Below are 16,385 nucleotides of genomic sequence, written 5' to 3'. Positions count from 1 at the left end.
CCCCCCCCCCCCCCCCCCCGGGCCCGTGCACCTGGCGGGGATCGGGGTCGGCGGGATGGTCGCGCAGGTTGCCGTGCTCGACCATCCGGCGGTGTTCTCGGCGCTCACCCTGGTCGGCACCCGTGCGGTGGCGCCCGGCCCGGTCGACGGCGACCTGCCGGACCACGACGGGGCGGCGATGGGGCGGCTGTTCGCGCGTCCGATGCCGGACTGGGCCGACCGCGAGGCGGTGGCGGAGTTCGCCGCCGCCGGCGCGGAGGTCCTCGGCAACGACCCCGCCGCCGCCCGTGCCGCCGCGGCGCGGATCTGGGACCGTACGCCCGGCACCGCGCCCGCGGTCCAGATGGCCAACCAGCTCGGCATGGTGTTCTCCCGGCTCGACTGCGCGCCCCGCTGGCGCGAGCGCCTGTCCGAGATCGCGGTCCCCACCCTCGTCGTGCACGGCCGCCGCGACCCGTTCTTCCCGGTGGGCAACGGCGAGGCCCTCGCCCGCGAAGTCCCCGGGGCCCGCCTCCTGGTCCTGGACGACGCGGGCACCGCGATCCCCGCCGCCGCCGTCGACGAGGTCGCGGAGGCGATGCTCGGGGACCGCGAGCGGTGACCTCGCGCAATCGACCGCCCCGGGTTCGCGGGGCGGTCGATTGCCACCGGCTGCTGACCGCCGGGCTGCTCGGGGGCGGCTGAGGACCGGTGCCGCCGGAGACGGGGGCGGGCGGCGGCGCGTCGTCGTCCCCCGGGTGCGCGCGGCGGCGTCCCACCTCGGCGGGCCAATCTCGATAGGCTGGCGCGACGTATACGGATCCCCCGCCTGGCGGCAGGACCGGGTGCGGACCCCCGAGGGTGTGTCAGGTGCCGTACGGCGCCGGGCCGTCCGTGCGCGGACGGCCCAGGGCGCCGCGCGCGGACGGGCGCACCGGTGAGGCGGGGGCGCCGTGTCCCGGGCCGGTTGTCGGGGTGCGGGGGTCCGAGGGAAGGGCCGCCGCCCGGTCGCACGGCGTGGGTGTTGGCGGCAGGCGAGACCGCTGGAGGATACGCATCCGATGACAGGAACCCCCGTTCCGGGCCAGGGCGCCGGGCCCTCGCGCGGACCCGACGCGCTGCCGCCGAGGTCCAAACTGGCGGTGACCGCGAGCCGGGTGACCGCGGCCATCTCGCGCCGCGCCGGCAAGGGCAGCGGTTCGGTGATCGGCGGGAAGATCGCGCTGCGGATCGCCCCCGACCTGCTGGCGCAGCTCGCCGACCACCTCCAGGTGGTGCTGGTCTCCGGCACGAACGGCAAGACGACCACGACGCGCCTGGTGGCGGAGGCGCTGCGCGCGGCCGGTCCGGTGGTGTCGAACGCGCTGGGCGCGAACATGCCCGCCGGGATCACCTCCGCGCTCGCGGGCGCGGGCGACGCGCGGTTCGGCGTGATCGAGGTCGACGAAAAGTACCTGTCGGGTGTCGCGCGTGACGCGGACCCGATCGCGATCGTGCTGCTCAACCTGTCGCGCGACCAGCTCGACCGGGCGGCGGAGACGCGCATGCTCGCGGAGAAGTGGCGGGAGGGGCTGCGCGGCACGCAGGCGGTGCTGGTGGCGAACGCCGACGACCCGCTGGTGGTGTGGGCGGCGTCGTCCGCGAAGGACGTGGTGTGGGTCGCGGCCGGGCAGATGTGGCAGGACGACTCGTGGTCGTGCCCGTCCTGCGGCGGGGTCATGAACCGTCCGGGCGACGACTGGTTCTGCGGCGACTGCGACTTCCGGCGCCCGCAGGTGACGTGGTCGCTGGTCGGCGAGGAGATGGTGGACCCGGACGGCCGCGTGTGGCCGCTGGAGCTCCAGCTCCCGGGGCGGGCGAACCGCGCGAACGCGACGACGGCGGCCGCAGTGGCGTCCGTGTTCGGCGTGGACACGGCGGCCGCGCTGGCGCGCATGAAGAACGTCACCGCGGTCGCGGGCCGGTACGACGTCGTGCCGTACGGCGGCCGGAACCTGCGGCTGCTGCTCGCCAAGAACCCGGCGGGGTGGCTGGAGACGTTCTCGCTGATCGACCCGGCTCCGGCGCCGGTGATCCTGTCCGTGAACGCGCTGGACGCGGACGGCAAGGACACCTCGTGGCTGTGGGACGTCGACTACACCAAGCTGGCCGGGCGCCCGCTGTTCGTGCTCGGGCAGCGCCGCCTGGACCTGGCGGTGCGCCTGGACGTGGCGGGGCTGACGTTCACCGTCCACGACGACCTCGCGGGCGCGGTCGCCGCCGCTCCGCAGGGGCAGATCGAGGTCATCGCGAACTACACGGCGTTCCAGCAGCTCCGCCGCACGATCAAGGAGGCCCAGGCGTGATCGGGATGAGCAGCCTGCGGCTGGTGTGGATCTACCCGGACCTGCTGAGCACGTACGGCGACCAGGGCAACGCGCTGATCGTGGAGCGGCGGGCGCAGATGCGCGGGATCCGGGTGGAGCGCGTGGACGTGCGGTCGGACCAGCCGGTGCCGACGTCCGGCGACATCTACCTGATCGGCGGCGGCGAGGACCGGCCGCAGCGGCTGGCGGCGGAGCGGCTGCGCCGGGACCCGGGTCTCGGGCAGGCGGTCGGGCGCGGCGCGACGCTGCTGGCGGTGTGTGCGGGCTACCAGATCATCGGGCACGAGTTCGTGGACGACCTGGACCGCGTCGAGCCGGGTCTCGGGCTGCTGGACGTGAAGTCGGGGCGCGGGCCGGTGGGTCGCCGGTGTGTCGGCGAGGTGCTGGGCGACGTGGACCCGTCGCTGGGGTTGCCGGCGCTGTCGGGGTTCGAGAACCACCAGGGCGTCACGCACCTGGGCCCGGGGGTGAAGCCGCTCGCGCGGGTGACAGCCGGGTTCGGGAACGGCACGGAGGACGGGAGGGAGGGGGCGTTCGCGGGCCGGGTGATCGGCACGTACATGCACGGCCCGGTGCTGTCCCGGAACCCGGCGCTGGCGGACCTGCTGCTCACGTGGGCGACGGGTGTGCCGCTGACGCCGCTGGAGGACCGATGGCACGAGCAGTTGCGGACGGAGCGGCTGCGCGCGGTGCGGGCGGCGTCCGCCTGACCGGGCGCCCTCGGGGCGGCCGCGGCGAGGTGTGCTGAGGTTCGCGCCTGCGCGTGTGTCGTTGGACGGTCGGCTTCGTTGTTCGGTGGGCGCGTACCCCGTGGGGGTGCGCGCCCACCGGCGTTGGTGCGGGAGCATGGGCGCGTGGTGATGGAGATCGAGACAGAGCGGTTGCTGCTGCGGCGGTGGCGCGCCGACGACGTCGAGGCGCTGGCGCCGATGTACGCGGACCCGGAGGTCATGCGCTACGTCGGTGACGGGCGGGTGCGCACGCGCGAGGAGACCGGGGCCGCGATCGCGGCGTACGAACGGGCGTGGGACACGCTCGGGTTCGGTCTGTTCGCGGTCGAGCTGCGGAACGGCGGCACGGACGCTGGGGACGCCGCGGGCGGCACGGGCAGTTCGGGCGGTTCGGCGGACGTTTCCGGGGACGCTTCCGGGGGCTCGGACCGTTCGGGGCGTCCGGCGGGTGTGCTGGCCGGGTGGGTGGGCCTGGCCGAGCCGGTGTTCCTGCCGGAGGTCATGCCCTCGGTGGAGATCGGCTGGCGGCTCGGGCGCCCGTTCTGGGGCCGCGGGATCGCCACCGAGGCGGCGCGCGAGGTGCTGCGCTTCGCGTTCTCGTACGCCCGGCTCCCGCGCGTGGTGAGCGTGTGCCACGTCGACAACGCGCCCTCGCTGCGTGTGATGCGGCGGCTCGGCATGGCCGAGGACCGCGAGACCGTGGTGCCGTCGCGCGGCACCCGGGTGAAGGTGTACGCCCTGTCCCGAGGCCGCTACCTCGCCGGGACCTGAACGGGCATGCCGGCTTCGGCCTGGGCGCGCGGGGTCGGGGCGCGTACGCCCTCCCGGTCGCCCCCTACCCATGGACCGCATGCCGGCCCGGCTCCGGCCCGGGGCGCGGACGGTGGCGGAGCGGATCGCGCCACGCACGACTCTGCGGCGCCCCCACCCCGTCCTCCCCGAGCCGGCTCCCCCGCGCCCGCCTCCGCAGGCCCGCGGCCGACCTGCCCGACTTCCCTCCCCCGTACCCCCGTTCCTTACGGCCGCGCGCCGCCGGAGGGGCGGGGGTCAGGGCTTGCGGGCGATGCCGCCGAGGACGAGGCGGCGGTTCTGCGGCAGGCTGTCGGCGTCGAGGGGCTCGTCGGGGCGCCACAGGTCGAGGTAGACCACGCCGGGGTCGGCGAGTTCGAGGCCCGCGAAGTAGCCCTCGATCTCCTCGCGGGTGCGGAAGCGGCCCGTCTTGTGCGAGCCCTGCATGACGCGCTCCAGCGCCTCCGACTCGGCGCCGACCGCGAGGAAGTGCGTGAGGAACAGCCAGCTACCGGACGGGAGCGCGTCCAGGTAGCGCTTGACGAGGCCGGACGGGTCCTCGTCGTCGTTGATGTGGTGGATCACGCCGAGCAGCATCAGGCCGATGGGCTGGTCCATGGCGACCAGGCGGTTCAGGTCGGGGTGCGCGAGGACGCCGACGGGGTCGCGCATGTCGGCGGTGATGACCGTGGTGCGGTCGTTCTCGGCGAGGAGGGCGCGGCCGTGGGCGAGCACGATGGGGTCGTTGTCGACGTACACGACGCGCGTGTCGGGGGCCGTCGCCTGGGCGACCTGGTGGGTGTTCTGCGCCGAGGGCAGTCCGGAGCCGAGGTCGACGAACTGGCGTACGCCCTGGTCGACGAGGAACCGCACGCCGCGCGCGAGGATCGCGCGGTGCGACACGGCGGCCTCGTCGAGGCCGGGCGCGGCGCCGAGGAGCTGGGTCGCGACGTCGCGGTCGACGGCGAAGTTGTCCTTGCCGCCGAGCAGGTAGTCGTAGATGCGGGCGATGCTCGGGACGGTCACGTCGATGCCGGTGGGCGTCCAGTTCTCCAGCGGGTCCCGGGCGTCGGGTGCGTCGTGGGTGTCGGGCATCGGTCGTCTCCACTTCGGCTTCGCACGCGCGGCGCACTGCGCGGCGCGGGAACGGGCGGGCCGCCGGTGGCCCACGGCCGATGATCCTACTGGCTCGTTGCGCCGTCCGGGTGCCGTCGGGCAGCTGTGCCGCGGCGCCGATTGCCGTGCGGGGAACGGTTTTTGGCGATGTGTCAGATTTGCTGCCCGGGGTCGGACGGGTGGGCCTGCGTGCTGCCGTTCCCCGCGTCGGGGGCGGCGTACCCGGGGCGGCGGCGCGCACTAGCCTGATGATCCCGTCGAATGATCCCGTCGAAAGGGGGCCGGGCATGGGCGCGGGCACAGGCGCAGGCTCGAACATCGACCCGGACCCGGATGCGAACCCGGATGCGCACCCGGATCCGGGCCCGGACAGGGGCTCGACCCCGGACCCGGATGTGGTCTCGGACGTGGCCGGGTTCGCGGTGGCGGCGCGGGAGCGGTTGGCGGCGTTCCGGCACATCGCGGTCGCCGACGCGCCGGGGATGCGGCGGGCCGCGGTGGTGCTGTGCGTGGCGGAGTTCGACGGCGTGCCGTCCGTGGTCGTGATCAAGCGCGCGTACCGGGGGCGGAACGCCGGGCAGTGGGGCCTGCCGGGCGGCCGGATGGACGACGGGGAGTCCGCGGTCGGCGCGGCGCTGCGCGAACTCGGCGAGGAACTCGGCCTGGTGCTGGGCGAGGACGCGGTCCTCGGGCGGCTGGACGACTTCCCGGCCGCGTCGGGCTTCGCGATCACCCCGGTCGTGGCGGCGGTGGCCGGTCCGGTGGTGCTGACGCCGAACCACGAGGTGCACGCGGTGTATCCGGTGGAGCTGGAGCGGTTGGCGGCGCCGGACACCCCGCGTTGGCTCCCCCAGCCGGGCGGCCCGCCGCTGCTGCAAATGTGGCTGCGCCCGGACATGGTGATGCACGCCCCGACCGGGGCGCTGCTGTGGCAGTTCCGCGAGGTGGTGCTACTCGGCCGTCCCGACGCCCGCGCCGCCGACTTCGCCCAACCCGACTGGACCCGCCACTGACCGCGGCGCTCCCGGCCCATCCGCGCCCCGGCACCGGCTGATCGGGTCCGTTTCGGGGCCGCGGGCGGGACGGGCCGGCCGGCCGTCTCCTTCGATCGGGTGGTCGCCCCTGCGGTCCCCGTCCGGGCGCCTTCCCTCCTCCTCGGTCACGTTCTTCCGTGGGACGGGAACGGCGCAGCCGCGGCCACGGGTTGGTGGCGGGGTGCCTATCTGGGCCCACCCAGGCGCGCGCCACCGCGCATGCGCGCGCCTGAGGTCCTTCCGCCACGCGTCGTCAGGCGGCGTCCGGGGCGGGGTAGCGCTGGCGGAAGGTGAAGGCTTCGGGGGTGGGGCCGTGGGCGCGGAGGTGGTCGAGGCGGGCGGCGGCGTCCTGTTCGGTGGGTTCGGTGCCGGCGGGCACCCACCACAGGACCTGGTAGCGCTCGCCTATGTCGCCGAACCATTCGTTGCGGCGGCGCAGGTACTCCAGATGCGGGCCGCGGTAGGCGAACTCCCAGAGGCTGTCGACGTCCTCCCACACCGACAGGTTCACCAGCACGTCGGCGTCGAAGACGGTCGGGACGTACGTGGCGTCGCGGTCGGTCTCGTCGCCGATGAGGCGCCACACGAAGCCGGGCGAGGACTCGGCGAGCAGGTTGATCTTGTGGAGTCCGGCGACGAAGTCGGCGAGTTGCGGTGAGTCGATGGGGGCGAGCAGGCGCGCCACGTTGAGCTGCGCGACGTGGTGTGCCGCTCCCGGCGGTGCCGTCGGGGCGGCCGTGGAGCGGGCGGCGGCGGGCGAGTTCGGGGCTGTGTGGGCAGGAGTGTTCGGCATGGGCGTCATGTCACCATCTCACGCCGGAGTATGTCAATCATCATTGTTTTTAGAAGGCGCCGCAGCGGTTCAGGCGGCGCCGGGAGCAGCCGCGCCGGCCTCGCCGAAGCGCCGGAAATAGTGGCGGCAAGTCCGCGCGGCGGTACATCGGGAAAGCCGCCAGAGGGTGCCTCAGGTCGATTTCGGGGTCGGATGCTTGGGGGGGATTGAGTTCTGCGCTTTTCGGCGTTCAGGCGGGCGTACAGAACCCTTCCTGCCCCGATGGGTCGGACGTCCTCCGATACTCTGAAGTCCGTTCCGGTGGCCGTGAGTTCGGACCCCTGAGGGCCCGGGGGTCTTCTTCGTGCTGCCGTGGCCCGTCCGCATCCCTGCCGACCGTCCGACCGCTCCCGCGCCGCCGTGCCGGAGCGCGGTCCGCCCTGCCCGAAAGCGAGAGCGCCCGTGACCGTGAACAGCTCCCACGCCGACGACCCCGCCCGCCGACCCGCGCCGAACTGCGGCGTGTCCTACGACGCGAACGCCATCACCGTCCTCAGTGGCCTCGACCCCGTGCGCAAACGGCCCGGGATGTACATCGGCTCCACCGGCGAACGCGGCCTGCACCACCTCGTGCAGGAACTCGTCGACAACTCCGTCGACGAGGCGCTCGCCGGCCACGCCGACCGCATCGACGTCACCCTGCTCCCCGACGGCGGCGTGCGCGTGGCCGACAACGGCCGCGGCATCCCCGTCGGCGTGCACGAGGTCGAGCAACGCCCCGCCGTCGAGGTCGTGCTCACCGTGCTGCACGCCGGCGGCAAGTTCGGCGGCGGGGGCTACTCCGTCTCCGGCGGCCTGCACGGCGTCGGCCTCTCCGTCGTCAACGCCCTCTCCGACCGCCTGTCCGTCGAGATCCGCACGGACGGCCACCGCTGGACGCAGGACTACCGGCGCGGCGCCCCCACCGCCCCGCTCGCCCGCCGCGAGGCCACCGCGGAGACCGGCACGACCCTCACCTTCTGGGCGGACGACACGATCTTCGAGACGGTCGACTACTCCTTCGACGCACTGGCCCGGCGCTTCCAGGAGATGGCGTTCCTCAACCGCGGTCTCACCCTGACCCTGACCGACGAGCGCCCCCCGTCCGCCGGGCGGACCGCCTCCCACCGCTACGACGGCGGCATCGCCGACTTCGTCGCCCACCTCAACGCCCGCAAGGGCGACCCCGTCCACCCCACCGTGGTCTCCCTCGCCGCCGCCGACCCGGCGCGGCTGCTCTCCGCCGAGATCGCCCTCCAGTGGAACGGCCAGTACGCGGAGAGCGTCTACTCGTACGCCAACGCCATCCGCACCCACGACGGCGGCAGCCACGAGGAGGGCTTCCGCACCGCGCTGACCACCGTCGTCAACCGCTACGCCCGCGAGCGCAGGCTGCTGCGCGACAAGGACGCCAACCTCGCCGGCGAGGACATCCGCGAGGGCCTGGCCGCGATCGTCTCCGTCAAGCTCGCCGAGCCGCAGTTCGAGAGCCAGACCAAGTCCCGGCTCGGCAACACCGACGCCCGGACGTTCGTGCACAGGCTCGTCCACGAGCACCTCGCCGACTGGCTGGACCGGAACCCGAACGAAGCGGCCGACATCGTGCGCAAGGCCCACCGGGCCGCCACCGCCCGCGCCGCCGCCCGCAAGGCCCGCGACCTGACCCGCCGCAAGAGCCTCCTGGAGACCGCGTCCCTGCCCGGCAAGCTCGCCGACTGCCAGAGCAACGACCCCGCGCTGTGCGAGCTGTTCATCGTCGAGGGCGACTCCGCCGGCGGCTCCGCCAAGTCCGGCCGCAACCCGGTTTTCCAGGCGATCCTGCCGATCCGCGGCAAGATCCTGAACGTCGAGAAGGCCAGGATCGACAAGATCCTCCACAACCAGGAGATCCAGGCGATCGTCTCCGCCCTCGGCGCGGGCGTGCACGACGACTTCGACCCCGCCCGGCTCCGCTACCGCAAGATCATCCTGATGGCGGACGCCGACGTCGACGGCCAGCACATCAACACCCTGCTCCTGACCTTCCTCTTCCGCTTCATGCGGCCCCTCGTCGTGGACGGGCACGTCCACCTCTCCCGGCCCCCGCTCTACAAGATCAAGTGGAGCCGCGAGCACGTCGAGTACGCCTACTCCGACCGCGAGCGCGACATGCTCCTCGACCACGGCCGCCAGGCCGGACGCCGCCTCCGGGACGACTCCGTCCAGCGCTTCAAGGGCCTCGGCGAGATGAACGCCGAGGAACTGCGCACCACCACCATGGACCCCGACCACCGCGTCCTCGGCCGCGTCACCCTCGACGACGCGGCCGCCGCCGACAGCCTGTTCTCCGTGCTCATGGGCGAGGACGTCGAGGCGCGCCGCCGCTTCATCCAGCACAACGCCAAGGACGTCCGCTTCCTCGACATCTGACGCGGCGTCACACGACGTCGCGGGGTCAGGAGGACGGCGGGACGGGCTCCAGGACCACGCAGCAGCCGTCACCGGACGGGGCGATCCTGGGGCGCCAAGCCGGGGTGTCCGCGCCGTCGACAAGGCCCTCCAGGAGCGCCAGGTTCATGCCGCACACCAGCGGCGGGAACTGCTCGGCGAGGCGGTGGAACGGGCAGTTTCGCAGACGCAGGGGGCCCGTCCGGGGCGCGGCCGACGAGGTCGCGGCCGACGGGGCCGCGAGGGACGGCGGTGGTGCGGAAGGCACGGGCCCGGAGGGTCCGGAAGGCGGTGGTGCGGCCGTGACGGGGGCGGCCGCACCACCGCCGTAGGTGTCTCCGGCGCCGCCCTGCTCCCCGACGCCGTCGGGGGCCCCGGGCGCCCCGGGGACCTGCTCCGGCTCGTAGCCCCGGGCGCGCAGCGCCTCGGCCAGGCGTACGCCCTGCTCCGCCACGCTCCCCGGCCCCCCCGCCGCGCCCCGGCCCCGGAACGGCAGCCCCGCCGCGTACCCCTCCTCGCGCCCGGCCCGCGCCACCGCGTCGTCCGCGCGCAGCCGCTCCAGCGCCTCCGCAAGCACCATCCCCGCCGCGTCGTACGCCCGCCGCGGCACCGACACCGACACCTCCCCGGGCGCCGGCCGGTACACCTTCGCGGGACGCCCCGCGCCCGGCCCGCCGCGGCCCGCCGGACGCGCGAACGCGACGTCCACCAGGCCCGCCTCGGCCAGCTTGTCGAGGTGGTGCGCGGCCAGGGTGCGCTGCACGCCCACCGCCTCCGCCGCCTCCGCCCGCCCGACCTCCCGGCCCGCCGCCGCGACGTACCGGTACAGGGCCCGGCGCACCGGATCGGCGAGCACCGCCACCGCGTCGAGCGCGGCGTCCTGCCCGCCGTCCGCCGCCGGGCGCGCGAGGCCGCCGTCCGTACGGCCGTCCGCGGCGCCCCGGGTCACATCCACCCCCGGAGTGTAGGTCGTGTCTGTCGGATCGCGCGTCACCGGAACGTCCCCGCCGCACGGTGCACGGCACCGTGCGGGTCCGCGCAGTGCGGCGGTCCGGCGCTCGCGGCACCCTCCGCCCGCGGCCCGCCGGCGATCTCCCAGACCCCCGGCGGCGCGTGGTCGACCTGGAGGGTGGTGTGCTCGACCTGCCAGCGCTCCCGCAGCACCCGCTCCAGGCGGTCGCGCACCGCGTGGCAGTCGTGCCCGGCGTCCACGAGCACGTGGGCCGACAGCGCGGGGAAGCCGGACGTGATCGTCCAGATGTGCAGGTCGTGCACCTCGGACACGCCCTCCTGGAGCGCCAGTTCGGCGCCGATCCGGTCCGGCTCAAGTCCGGCGGGGGCGGCCTCCAGCAGGATCCGCCACGACTCGCGCACCAGCATCAGACCGGCCTTCAGCATCAGCGCGGCGACCGCCAGCGACGCGATCGCGTCCGCGCGGGCGAAGCCGGTCGTCATCACCACCACGCCGGAGACCGTCGTGATGATGAACGCCCACATGTCGTTCAGGATGTGCTGGTACGCCCCCTCGACGTTCAGGCTCGTCCGGTTCGCCCGGCTGATCAGCCACGCCGCGGCCACGTTCACCGCGATACCGGCCACCGCCGTGGCCACGACCAGGCCGCCCTCGACGTCCGGCGGATCGATCAGCCGGTGCACCGCCTCGTAGGTGAACCACACCACCAGCAGCAGGAACGTGATGCCGTTGATCTGCGCCGACAGGATCTCCGCGCGCTTGAGGCCGTACGTCCAGCGCCCGCGCGCCGGGCGCGCCGCCAGCTTCATCGCGACCAGCGCCAGCACGATCGACACGGCGTCGGTCAGCATGTGGCCGGCGTCGGTGATCAGCGCGAGGGACTTGGCCATGACGCCGATGACGACCTCGACCGCCATGTAGCCGCCGATCAGGACCAGTGCGGCGGTCAGGTAGCGGCGGTCGGCGTCGGGCGAGACGCCGTGCGAGTGCCCGGCGTGGGAGTCGCCGTGCGCGTGGTCGTGCTTGCGTCCGGACCCGGGTCCAGGTCCGGGTCCGGGTCCGAGGTCGCGTGCGTGGTCGTGGTCGTGCGGGCCGCTGCCGTGGCCGCTCTCACCGCCGCTTTCGTGTCCGCTTTCGTGTCCGCGTTCGTGTCCGCGGCGGCGGTTCTGGTCCGGGACCTCGCCGGTCGGCGTCATCGGTCCGCACCCCCCGCGGGTGCCGGGGCGTCGGGCCCGGCGTGTTCGAGGTGGGCGAGGGTGACGTCCAGGAGCAGGCGCACGTGCGCGTCCGCGAGCCGGTAGTACGCCATGCGCCCCGACCGGCGGGCGGTGACCACGCGGTGGGCGCGCAGCAGGCGCAGTTGGTGCGAGACCGCCGACTCTCCCTGTCCGCACGCGGCCGCGAGGTCGCACACGCACATCTCGCCCTCCAGCAGCGCGACCAGCAGCTTGAGCCGCCCCGGGTCGCCGAGCAGCGCGAACACCGCGGCCGTGTCGGCGACGCGGCCCTCGTCCGGGAGCGCCTCGCGGACCGCTGCGACGCGGTCGGCGTCCACGATGCGCACCGCGCACGCGGCGTCGGCGTCGGCGTCGGCGTCGGCGTCGGTTCCGGACGCGGCCGCGGGCTGCACGGCGGTCACCGAGGGACCCCCGTCGCCTCATATGAACAAGTCTTCATATGTGAACCATAGGGGAGGGGGGTATGCAAGCGCAATGCCTGACGCCGCGTCAGACCACCCGGATGCCTGGACACTCCGAGTGCAGGGAACGACGAGGGCAAGGCACACCGACTCCGACGCGAAGGACCCGCGCATGCCCAACGCCGCCGCCGGCCGGGAACGCGAGGACGGACGCCGACCCGCCTACGGCCCCGCCCCGCCTCTGACGCTGACGGCCGTGGCCGACGACCCGGCGCTCCTCACGTACCGCCTGAGCGGCCCCGACGGCTCCGCGCTGGTCCTCAGGCCGCTCGAACACGCGGACGCCGACCGCCTCGCCGCGTTCCTCACCGGCCTGTCCGCCGAGACGCGGCGCCTGAGCACCTTCGACGGGTACGACCTGGCCGCCGCCCGCGACCTGTGCGCCGCGATCGCGCGCTACGACAAGCTCAGGCTCGTCCTCGAACACCTCGGAACCACGACGGAGGGCCCCTCCCCCGCGGAACCCGGCCCCATCGTCGGCCTCTTCGAGCTCAGCCTCGACCTGCCCCCGCACGACATCGCCCGCTACCGGCGCGCGGGCATCCGCCTCACCCCGGCCGACTGCCGCTTCGGCCCCACCCTCGCCGACGACCACCAGGGCCGGGGCACCGGCTCCCGGGTCTTCCCGCTCGTCGCCGACGTGGCCCGCCGGTTCGGACGGCAGCGCGTCATCCTGTGGGGCGGCGTCCTCGCCGACAACCCGCGCGCCATCCGCCACTACACCAAGCACGGCTTCCGGACGGCGGGCGCGTTCACCGGCCCCGACGGGACGCGGTCGCTCGACATGATCCTCGACCTGGCGGACGCACCGGCTCCGGCGGACCCGGGCGCACCGTCCACCTGAGCCGCGCGAACCCCCGAAGCCCGGCCCCGACTCCCGTCAGGCCGTCCCCCGCTGCGCCGACACCGGCCGCGGGTCCCGGTCCAGGCGGGCCCACCAGCGGTCGGCCGCCTCGTGGCAGTCCAGCCACGTACGCACGAACAACTCCGCCGCCTCGTGCCCCAGCCAGTCCGGCGGCAGCAGCACACCCGGCAGCCGCGGGTCCTTGTCGAACGTCAGCCGCCACGCGTGCACCAGCCGCGTCCGCAGCACGAACGCCTCCTCGTCGCCGTCCGCCCGCGCATCGGCGAAGCGGGCCAGGAAGTCGGCGTGCAACGGGCGTACGGCGTCCAGGTCCCACGCCTGCGCCGCCAGCGCGCGGTCCGCCGCGGAACCGCCACCGGACTCCACCCCGACGCCGCCCGCCGGCCCTGCCTGCCCGGCCGCCGTGCGGCAGGTCAGCCACGTCGCGTGCCCGCCCAGCCCCAGTTCCGCCACCAGCTCCCGCAGCGCGCCGATCCCGCCCGCGTCGGCCGCGATCCACACGCCCTGCCCGAGGGTGCCGAACCCCTGGAACGCCAACTGCTCCTCCACCGCCGCGCGTTCCGTCCGGGCGGCGGCCGGGACGCGCATCAGCAGCTGCTGCCAGGTCCCGTCCCACGGCGTCTCCTCCATCGCGCGCCGCAGCCGCGCCGTCCAGCTCGCCAGCAGGCGGACCAGGCGCGGGGTCATCACCAGGCGCGTGAACCGGCCGGCCGGCTCCGTGGTCAACCAGCCCTCGTGCGTCAGCCGCGTGATCGCCCGCCGCGCCGCGGTCTCCTCGACCCCGCACGCCCGCAGCGCGTCGACCACCGCCGCGGACCAGACGCGGTCCGCGCCCGCGTACCCGACGTACTCGCCGAGCACGGTCAGCAGGAGGGTGCGGGCGCTCGGACTGCCGTCGCTGCGGCGGCGGGTGCGCGGTGCGGTGGTCATGGGCCGCTCCTTGCTTCGGGGACCTCGGGGACGGGGCGCGGGCCCGTTGATGATCTCGGATCGGCGGCGCCTTGTCAGCAACGGCCTCGGCAGCGACAGGGACGGCGGCCCTTGACCTCGCGACCCCACAACGATAGGACATAAGACAGATCATCAATAACTTGCGTCCAACGTTCTGGATCCGGGCGGCCGCGACAGCGGCAGGGCACCGCGACACCCCCGAACACCCAGGACCCCCGGCCCGAGAGGCAGCCCCATGACCGACGCCGCACCCCGCTCCACCGCCCACGGGCCCACCCGGTTCGGCGCGTTCATCGCCCCGTACCACGGCATCGACGGCAACCCCACCCTCCAGATACGCCGCGACCTCGACCTCGTCGCCCGCCTCGACGACCTCGGCTACGAAGAAGCCTGGATCGGCGAACACCACAGCGCCGGATACGAGACCATCGCCTCCCCCGAGGTCTTCATCGCCGCCGCCGCCGAACGCACCCGCCGCATCCGCCTCGGCACCGGCGTCAACTCCCTCCCCTACCACCACCCCCTCGTCCTCGCCGACCGCATCGTCCAGCTCGACCACCAGTCCCAGGGCCGCGTCATGCTCGGCGCCGGACCCGGCCAACTCGCCTCCGACGCCTTCATGATGGGCATCGACCCCATGAAGCAGCGCGGCATGATGGCCGAAGCCCTCGAATCCGTCGTCGCCCTCCTCCGCGGCGAGACCGTCACCCGCACCACCGACTGGTTCACCCTCGACGAGGCACGTCTGCACCTCGCCCCCTACCAGCGCGGCGGCATCGAGGTCGCCTGCGCGTCCACCGTGTCCCCCTCCGGCTCCGTCCAGGCCGGCACGCACGGCCTCTCGCTCCTCTCGCTCGCCGCATCCGACCCCAGCGGCTTCGAAGCCCTCTCCGGCAACTGGGACATCTACGCCAAGACCTGCGCCGAGAACGGCCACACCGCCGACCGCGACACCTGGCGCCTCGTCGTCCCCATGCACCTCGCCGACACCGAGGAAGAAGCCCGGCGCCAGGCCGAGTACGGCGTACTCCACCTCGTCCGCTACATCGAGGGCCTGTCCGGCATGACCATGCCCTGGGGCCGCACCGCCGCCGACGCCGTCCGCCAGTGGACCACCGACGGCTTCCCCACCTTCGGCGTCGCCATGATCGGCACCCCCGCCGACGCCATCGCCCGCATCGAGGCCATGGCCGAGAAGTCCGGCGGCTTCGGCACCCTGCTGCTCCTCGACCTCCCCATCGCCGACCCCGCCGCCAAGAACCGCAGCTACGAACTGTTCGCCGAGTACGTCATCCCGCACTTCACCGGCGCCAACCGCCCTCGCCACGCCTCCATGGCCTGGGCCAACCGGAACAGCGGCAAGTTCATCGGCGCGCTCCGCCAAGCCGTCGAAGCCGCCTTCGAGCAGCACCGCGACAGCGACGACCCGGCGTCCTGACGCCCCGTCCTCCCTCCCCCGCTTCACTCCTCCAGATCCCGACACCCGAAGAGGCGACCACCATGCGAGCAGCGGTCCTGCGCGGCGGGCACTTCACCGTCGACGACGTCCCCGAGCCCACCCCCGGCCCCGGCCAGGTCCTCGTCGAGACAGCCGCCTGCGGCATCTGCGGCTCCGACCTGTCCGCGTACAAGCACACCGCCGAATTCCTCCAGGCGTCCATCGACTCCGACACCCCGTCGTTCATCTTCGACCCCGACGCCGACCTCGTCATGGGCCACGAACTGTCCGCCCGCGTCGTACGCCCCGGCCCCGGCGTCGAGGGCTTCGACGAAGGCCAGGTCGTCGTCGGCCTCCCCTGGGCCCTCGACGGCGGCGGCACCCTGCGCACCATCGGCTACTCCAACCAGTTCCCCGGCGGCTTCGGCGAACGCATGGTGATGCAGGCCGCCGCCCTCGTGAAGGTCCCCGACCACGTCCCCGCCCCTGTCGCCGCCCTCACCGAACCCCTCGCCGTCGGCTTCGGCAACGTCGCCCGCTCCGGCGCCGAAAAGGGCGGCGGCGCCATCGTCATCGGATCCGGCCCCATCGGCCTCGGCGCCGTCGGCGGGCTGGTCGAACGCGGCGTCGCCCCCGTCATCGTCTCCGAACCCTCCCCGCGCCGCCGCGAACTCGCCCGCGCGTTCGGCGCCCACGTCGTCGTCGACCCCGCCGAACAGGACCCCTTCGCCGTCTGGCGCGACGTCGCCGAGACCGGCCAGCCCCTCACCGTCTTCGAATGCTCCGGCAAGGCCGGCATGTTCAACGACGTCCTCTACAAGGCCCCGCGCGGCACCACCGTCATGCTCATCGGCGTCTGCATGACCATGGACGCCTTCCGCCCCGTCGTCGGCATCTACAAGGACCTCACGGTCAAGATGTGCCTCACCTACCCGCCCGAGCAGTACCCGGCCACCCTCCAGCGCATCGCCGACGGCACCGTCGACGCCGCCTCCCTCGTCACCGGCGAGGTCGGCTTCGCTGGCGTCGCCGCAGCCATCGACACGCTCGGCCGCCCCGACGACCACGTCAAGGTCCTGGTACGCCCCCACCTCGACGGCGACGGCGTCCACGACCCGGACCTCACCCGCGGCTGACCGCCGCCCACGGCAACGCCGCCACCGCCGCCACCAGGGCACCGACCGGCGCGCACTCCCCCCGGGGGTG

Annotated in this window: 15 protein-coding genes; 9 read left to right on the top strand and 6 right to left on the bottom strand. The window is 74.2% G+C overall.

Features of this window, described 5'->3' with window-relative positions:
* Window positions 1–25: 25 nt before the first annotated feature.
* The 4 genes from ACRX5S_RS03600 to ACRX5S_RS03585 all read left to right on the top strand — a co-directional run bounded on the left by ACRX5S_RS03600 (window position 26) and on the right by ACRX5S_RS03585 (window position 3,847).
* Window positions 26–601 (top strand): alpha/beta hydrolase, encoded by a 576-nt coding sequence (locus ACRX5S_RS03600; RefSeq protein WP_436771243.1) that lies wholly within the window; start codon window positions 26–28, stop codon window positions 599–601.
* A gap of 439 nt (window positions 602–1,040) precedes the next feature.
* Complete coding sequence (locus tag ACRX5S_RS03595) at window positions 1,041–2,324, top strand: MurT ligase domain-containing protein (protein ID WP_436771242.1); 1,284 nt, start codon at window positions 1,041–1,043, stop codon at window positions 2,322–2,324.
* Window positions 2,324–3,055, top strand: a complete 732-nt coding sequence (locus tag ACRX5S_RS03590; protein WP_436771702.1) for a type 1 glutamine amidotransferase — start codon at window positions 2,324–2,326, stop codon at window positions 3,053–3,055. The genes ACRX5S_RS03595 and ACRX5S_RS03590 overlap by 1 nt, the downstream gene beginning before the upstream one ends.
* A gap of 150 nt (window positions 3,056–3,205) precedes the next feature.
* Window positions 3,206–3,847 carry a GNAT family N-acetyltransferase gene (locus ACRX5S_RS03585; RefSeq protein ID WP_436771701.1) on the top strand — a complete coding sequence of 214 codons (642 nt, stop codon included), beginning with the start codon at window positions 3,206–3,208 and terminating at the stop codon, window positions 3,845–3,847.
* Between the two features lie 276 nt (window positions 3,848–4,123).
* On the opposite strand, the gene ACRX5S_RS03580 is transcribed toward ACRX5S_RS03585, so the two are convergent.
* Window positions 4,124–4,960, bottom strand: coding sequence for an SAM-dependent methyltransferase (locus ACRX5S_RS03580; RefSeq protein ID WP_436771241.1), 837 nt, complete (start codon window positions 4,958–4,960; stop codon window positions 4,124–4,126).
* Window positions 4,961–5,268: 308 nt separating this feature from the next.
* On the opposite strand from ACRX5S_RS03580, the gene ACRX5S_RS03575 reads away from it, so the two are divergent.
* A complete protein-coding gene (locus ACRX5S_RS03575; RefSeq protein WP_436771240.1) occupies window positions 5,269–5,994 on the top strand; it encodes an NUDIX domain-containing protein in 726 nt (241 codons plus the stop codon).
* A gap of 274 nt (window positions 5,995–6,268) precedes the next feature.
* On the opposite strand, the gene ACRX5S_RS03570 is transcribed toward ACRX5S_RS03575, so the two are convergent.
* Window positions 6,269–6,808 (bottom strand): DUF3291 domain-containing protein, encoded by a 540-nt coding sequence (locus tag ACRX5S_RS03570; RefSeq protein WP_436771239.1) that lies wholly within the window; start codon window positions 6,806–6,808, stop codon window positions 6,269–6,271.
* Window positions 6,809–7,255: 447 nt separating this feature from the next.
* Between ACRX5S_RS03570 and gyrB the strand changes: the two genes are divergently transcribed.
* The gene (gene gyrB / locus ACRX5S_RS03565) at window positions 7,256–9,235 is read left to right on the top strand and encodes a DNA topoisomerase (ATP-hydrolyzing) subunit B (protein WP_436771700.1); all 1,980 of its coding nucleotides are present in this window, start codon (window positions 7,256–7,258) and stop codon (window positions 9,233–9,235) included.
* 25 nt (window positions 9,236–9,260) lie between these two features.
* On the opposite strand, the gene ACRX5S_RS03560 is transcribed toward gyrB, so the two are convergent.
* Genes ACRX5S_RS03560 through ACRX5S_RS03550 form a run of 3 tightly spaced genes read right to left on the bottom strand, consistent with a single transcriptional unit; the run spans window position 9,261 to window position 11,865 of the window.
* Window positions 9,261–10,208: a helix-turn-helix transcriptional regulator gene (locus tag ACRX5S_RS03560; RefSeq protein WP_436771238.1), complete on the bottom strand. Its 948-nt coding sequence runs from the start codon at window positions 10,206–10,208 to the stop codon at window positions 9,261–9,263.
* 35 nt (window positions 10,209–10,243) lie between these two features.
* A complete protein-coding gene (locus ACRX5S_RS03555; RefSeq protein ID WP_436771237.1) occupies window positions 10,244–11,422 on the bottom strand; it encodes a cation diffusion facilitator family transporter in 1,179 nt (392 codons plus the stop codon).
* Window positions 11,419–11,865, bottom strand: coding sequence for an ArsR/SmtB family transcription factor (locus ACRX5S_RS03550; RefSeq protein ID WP_436771236.1), 447 nt, complete (start codon window positions 11,863–11,865; stop codon window positions 11,419–11,421). Before ACRX5S_RS03550 ends, ACRX5S_RS03555 begins: the two co-directional genes overlap by 4 nt.
* 172 nt (window positions 11,866–12,037) lie before the next feature.
* On the opposite strand from ACRX5S_RS03550, the gene ACRX5S_RS03545 reads away from it, so the two are divergent.
* A complete protein-coding gene (locus tag ACRX5S_RS03545; protein WP_436771235.1) occupies window positions 12,038–12,769 on the top strand; it encodes a GNAT family N-acetyltransferase in 732 nt (243 codons plus the stop codon).
* 36 nt (window positions 12,770–12,805) lie between these two features.
* Here the strand turns inward: ACRX5S_RS03545 and ACRX5S_RS03540 are convergent, their stop codons facing one another.
* Window positions 12,806–13,720 carry a PaaX family transcriptional regulator gene (locus ACRX5S_RS03540; protein ID WP_436771234.1) on the bottom strand — a complete coding sequence of 305 codons (915 nt, stop codon included), beginning with the start codon at window positions 13,718–13,720 and terminating at the stop codon, window positions 12,806–12,808.
* Between the two features lie 256 nt (window positions 13,721–13,976).
* On the opposite strand from ACRX5S_RS03540, the gene ACRX5S_RS03535 reads away from it, so the two are divergent.
* Entirely contained in the window at window positions 13,977–15,179 is a 1,203-nt protein-coding gene (locus ACRX5S_RS03535; RefSeq protein WP_436771233.1) for an LLM class flavin-dependent oxidoreductase, read from the top strand.
* Window positions 15,180–15,241: 62 nt separating this feature from the next.
* Window positions 15,242–16,315 (top strand): zinc-binding dehydrogenase, encoded by a 1,074-nt coding sequence (locus ACRX5S_RS03530; protein ID WP_436771232.1) that lies wholly within the window; start codon window positions 15,242–15,244, stop codon window positions 16,313–16,315.
* Window positions 16,316–16,385: the final 70 nt, after the last annotated feature.

The sequence above is a fragment of the Yinghuangia sp. YIM S09857 genome (genome assembly GCF_051388915.1).
Classification (GTDB): domain Bacteria; phylum Actinomycetota; class Actinomycetes; order Streptomycetales; family Streptomycetaceae; genus Yinghuangia.
This window is presented reverse-complemented; position numbering and strand designations above follow the sequence as displayed.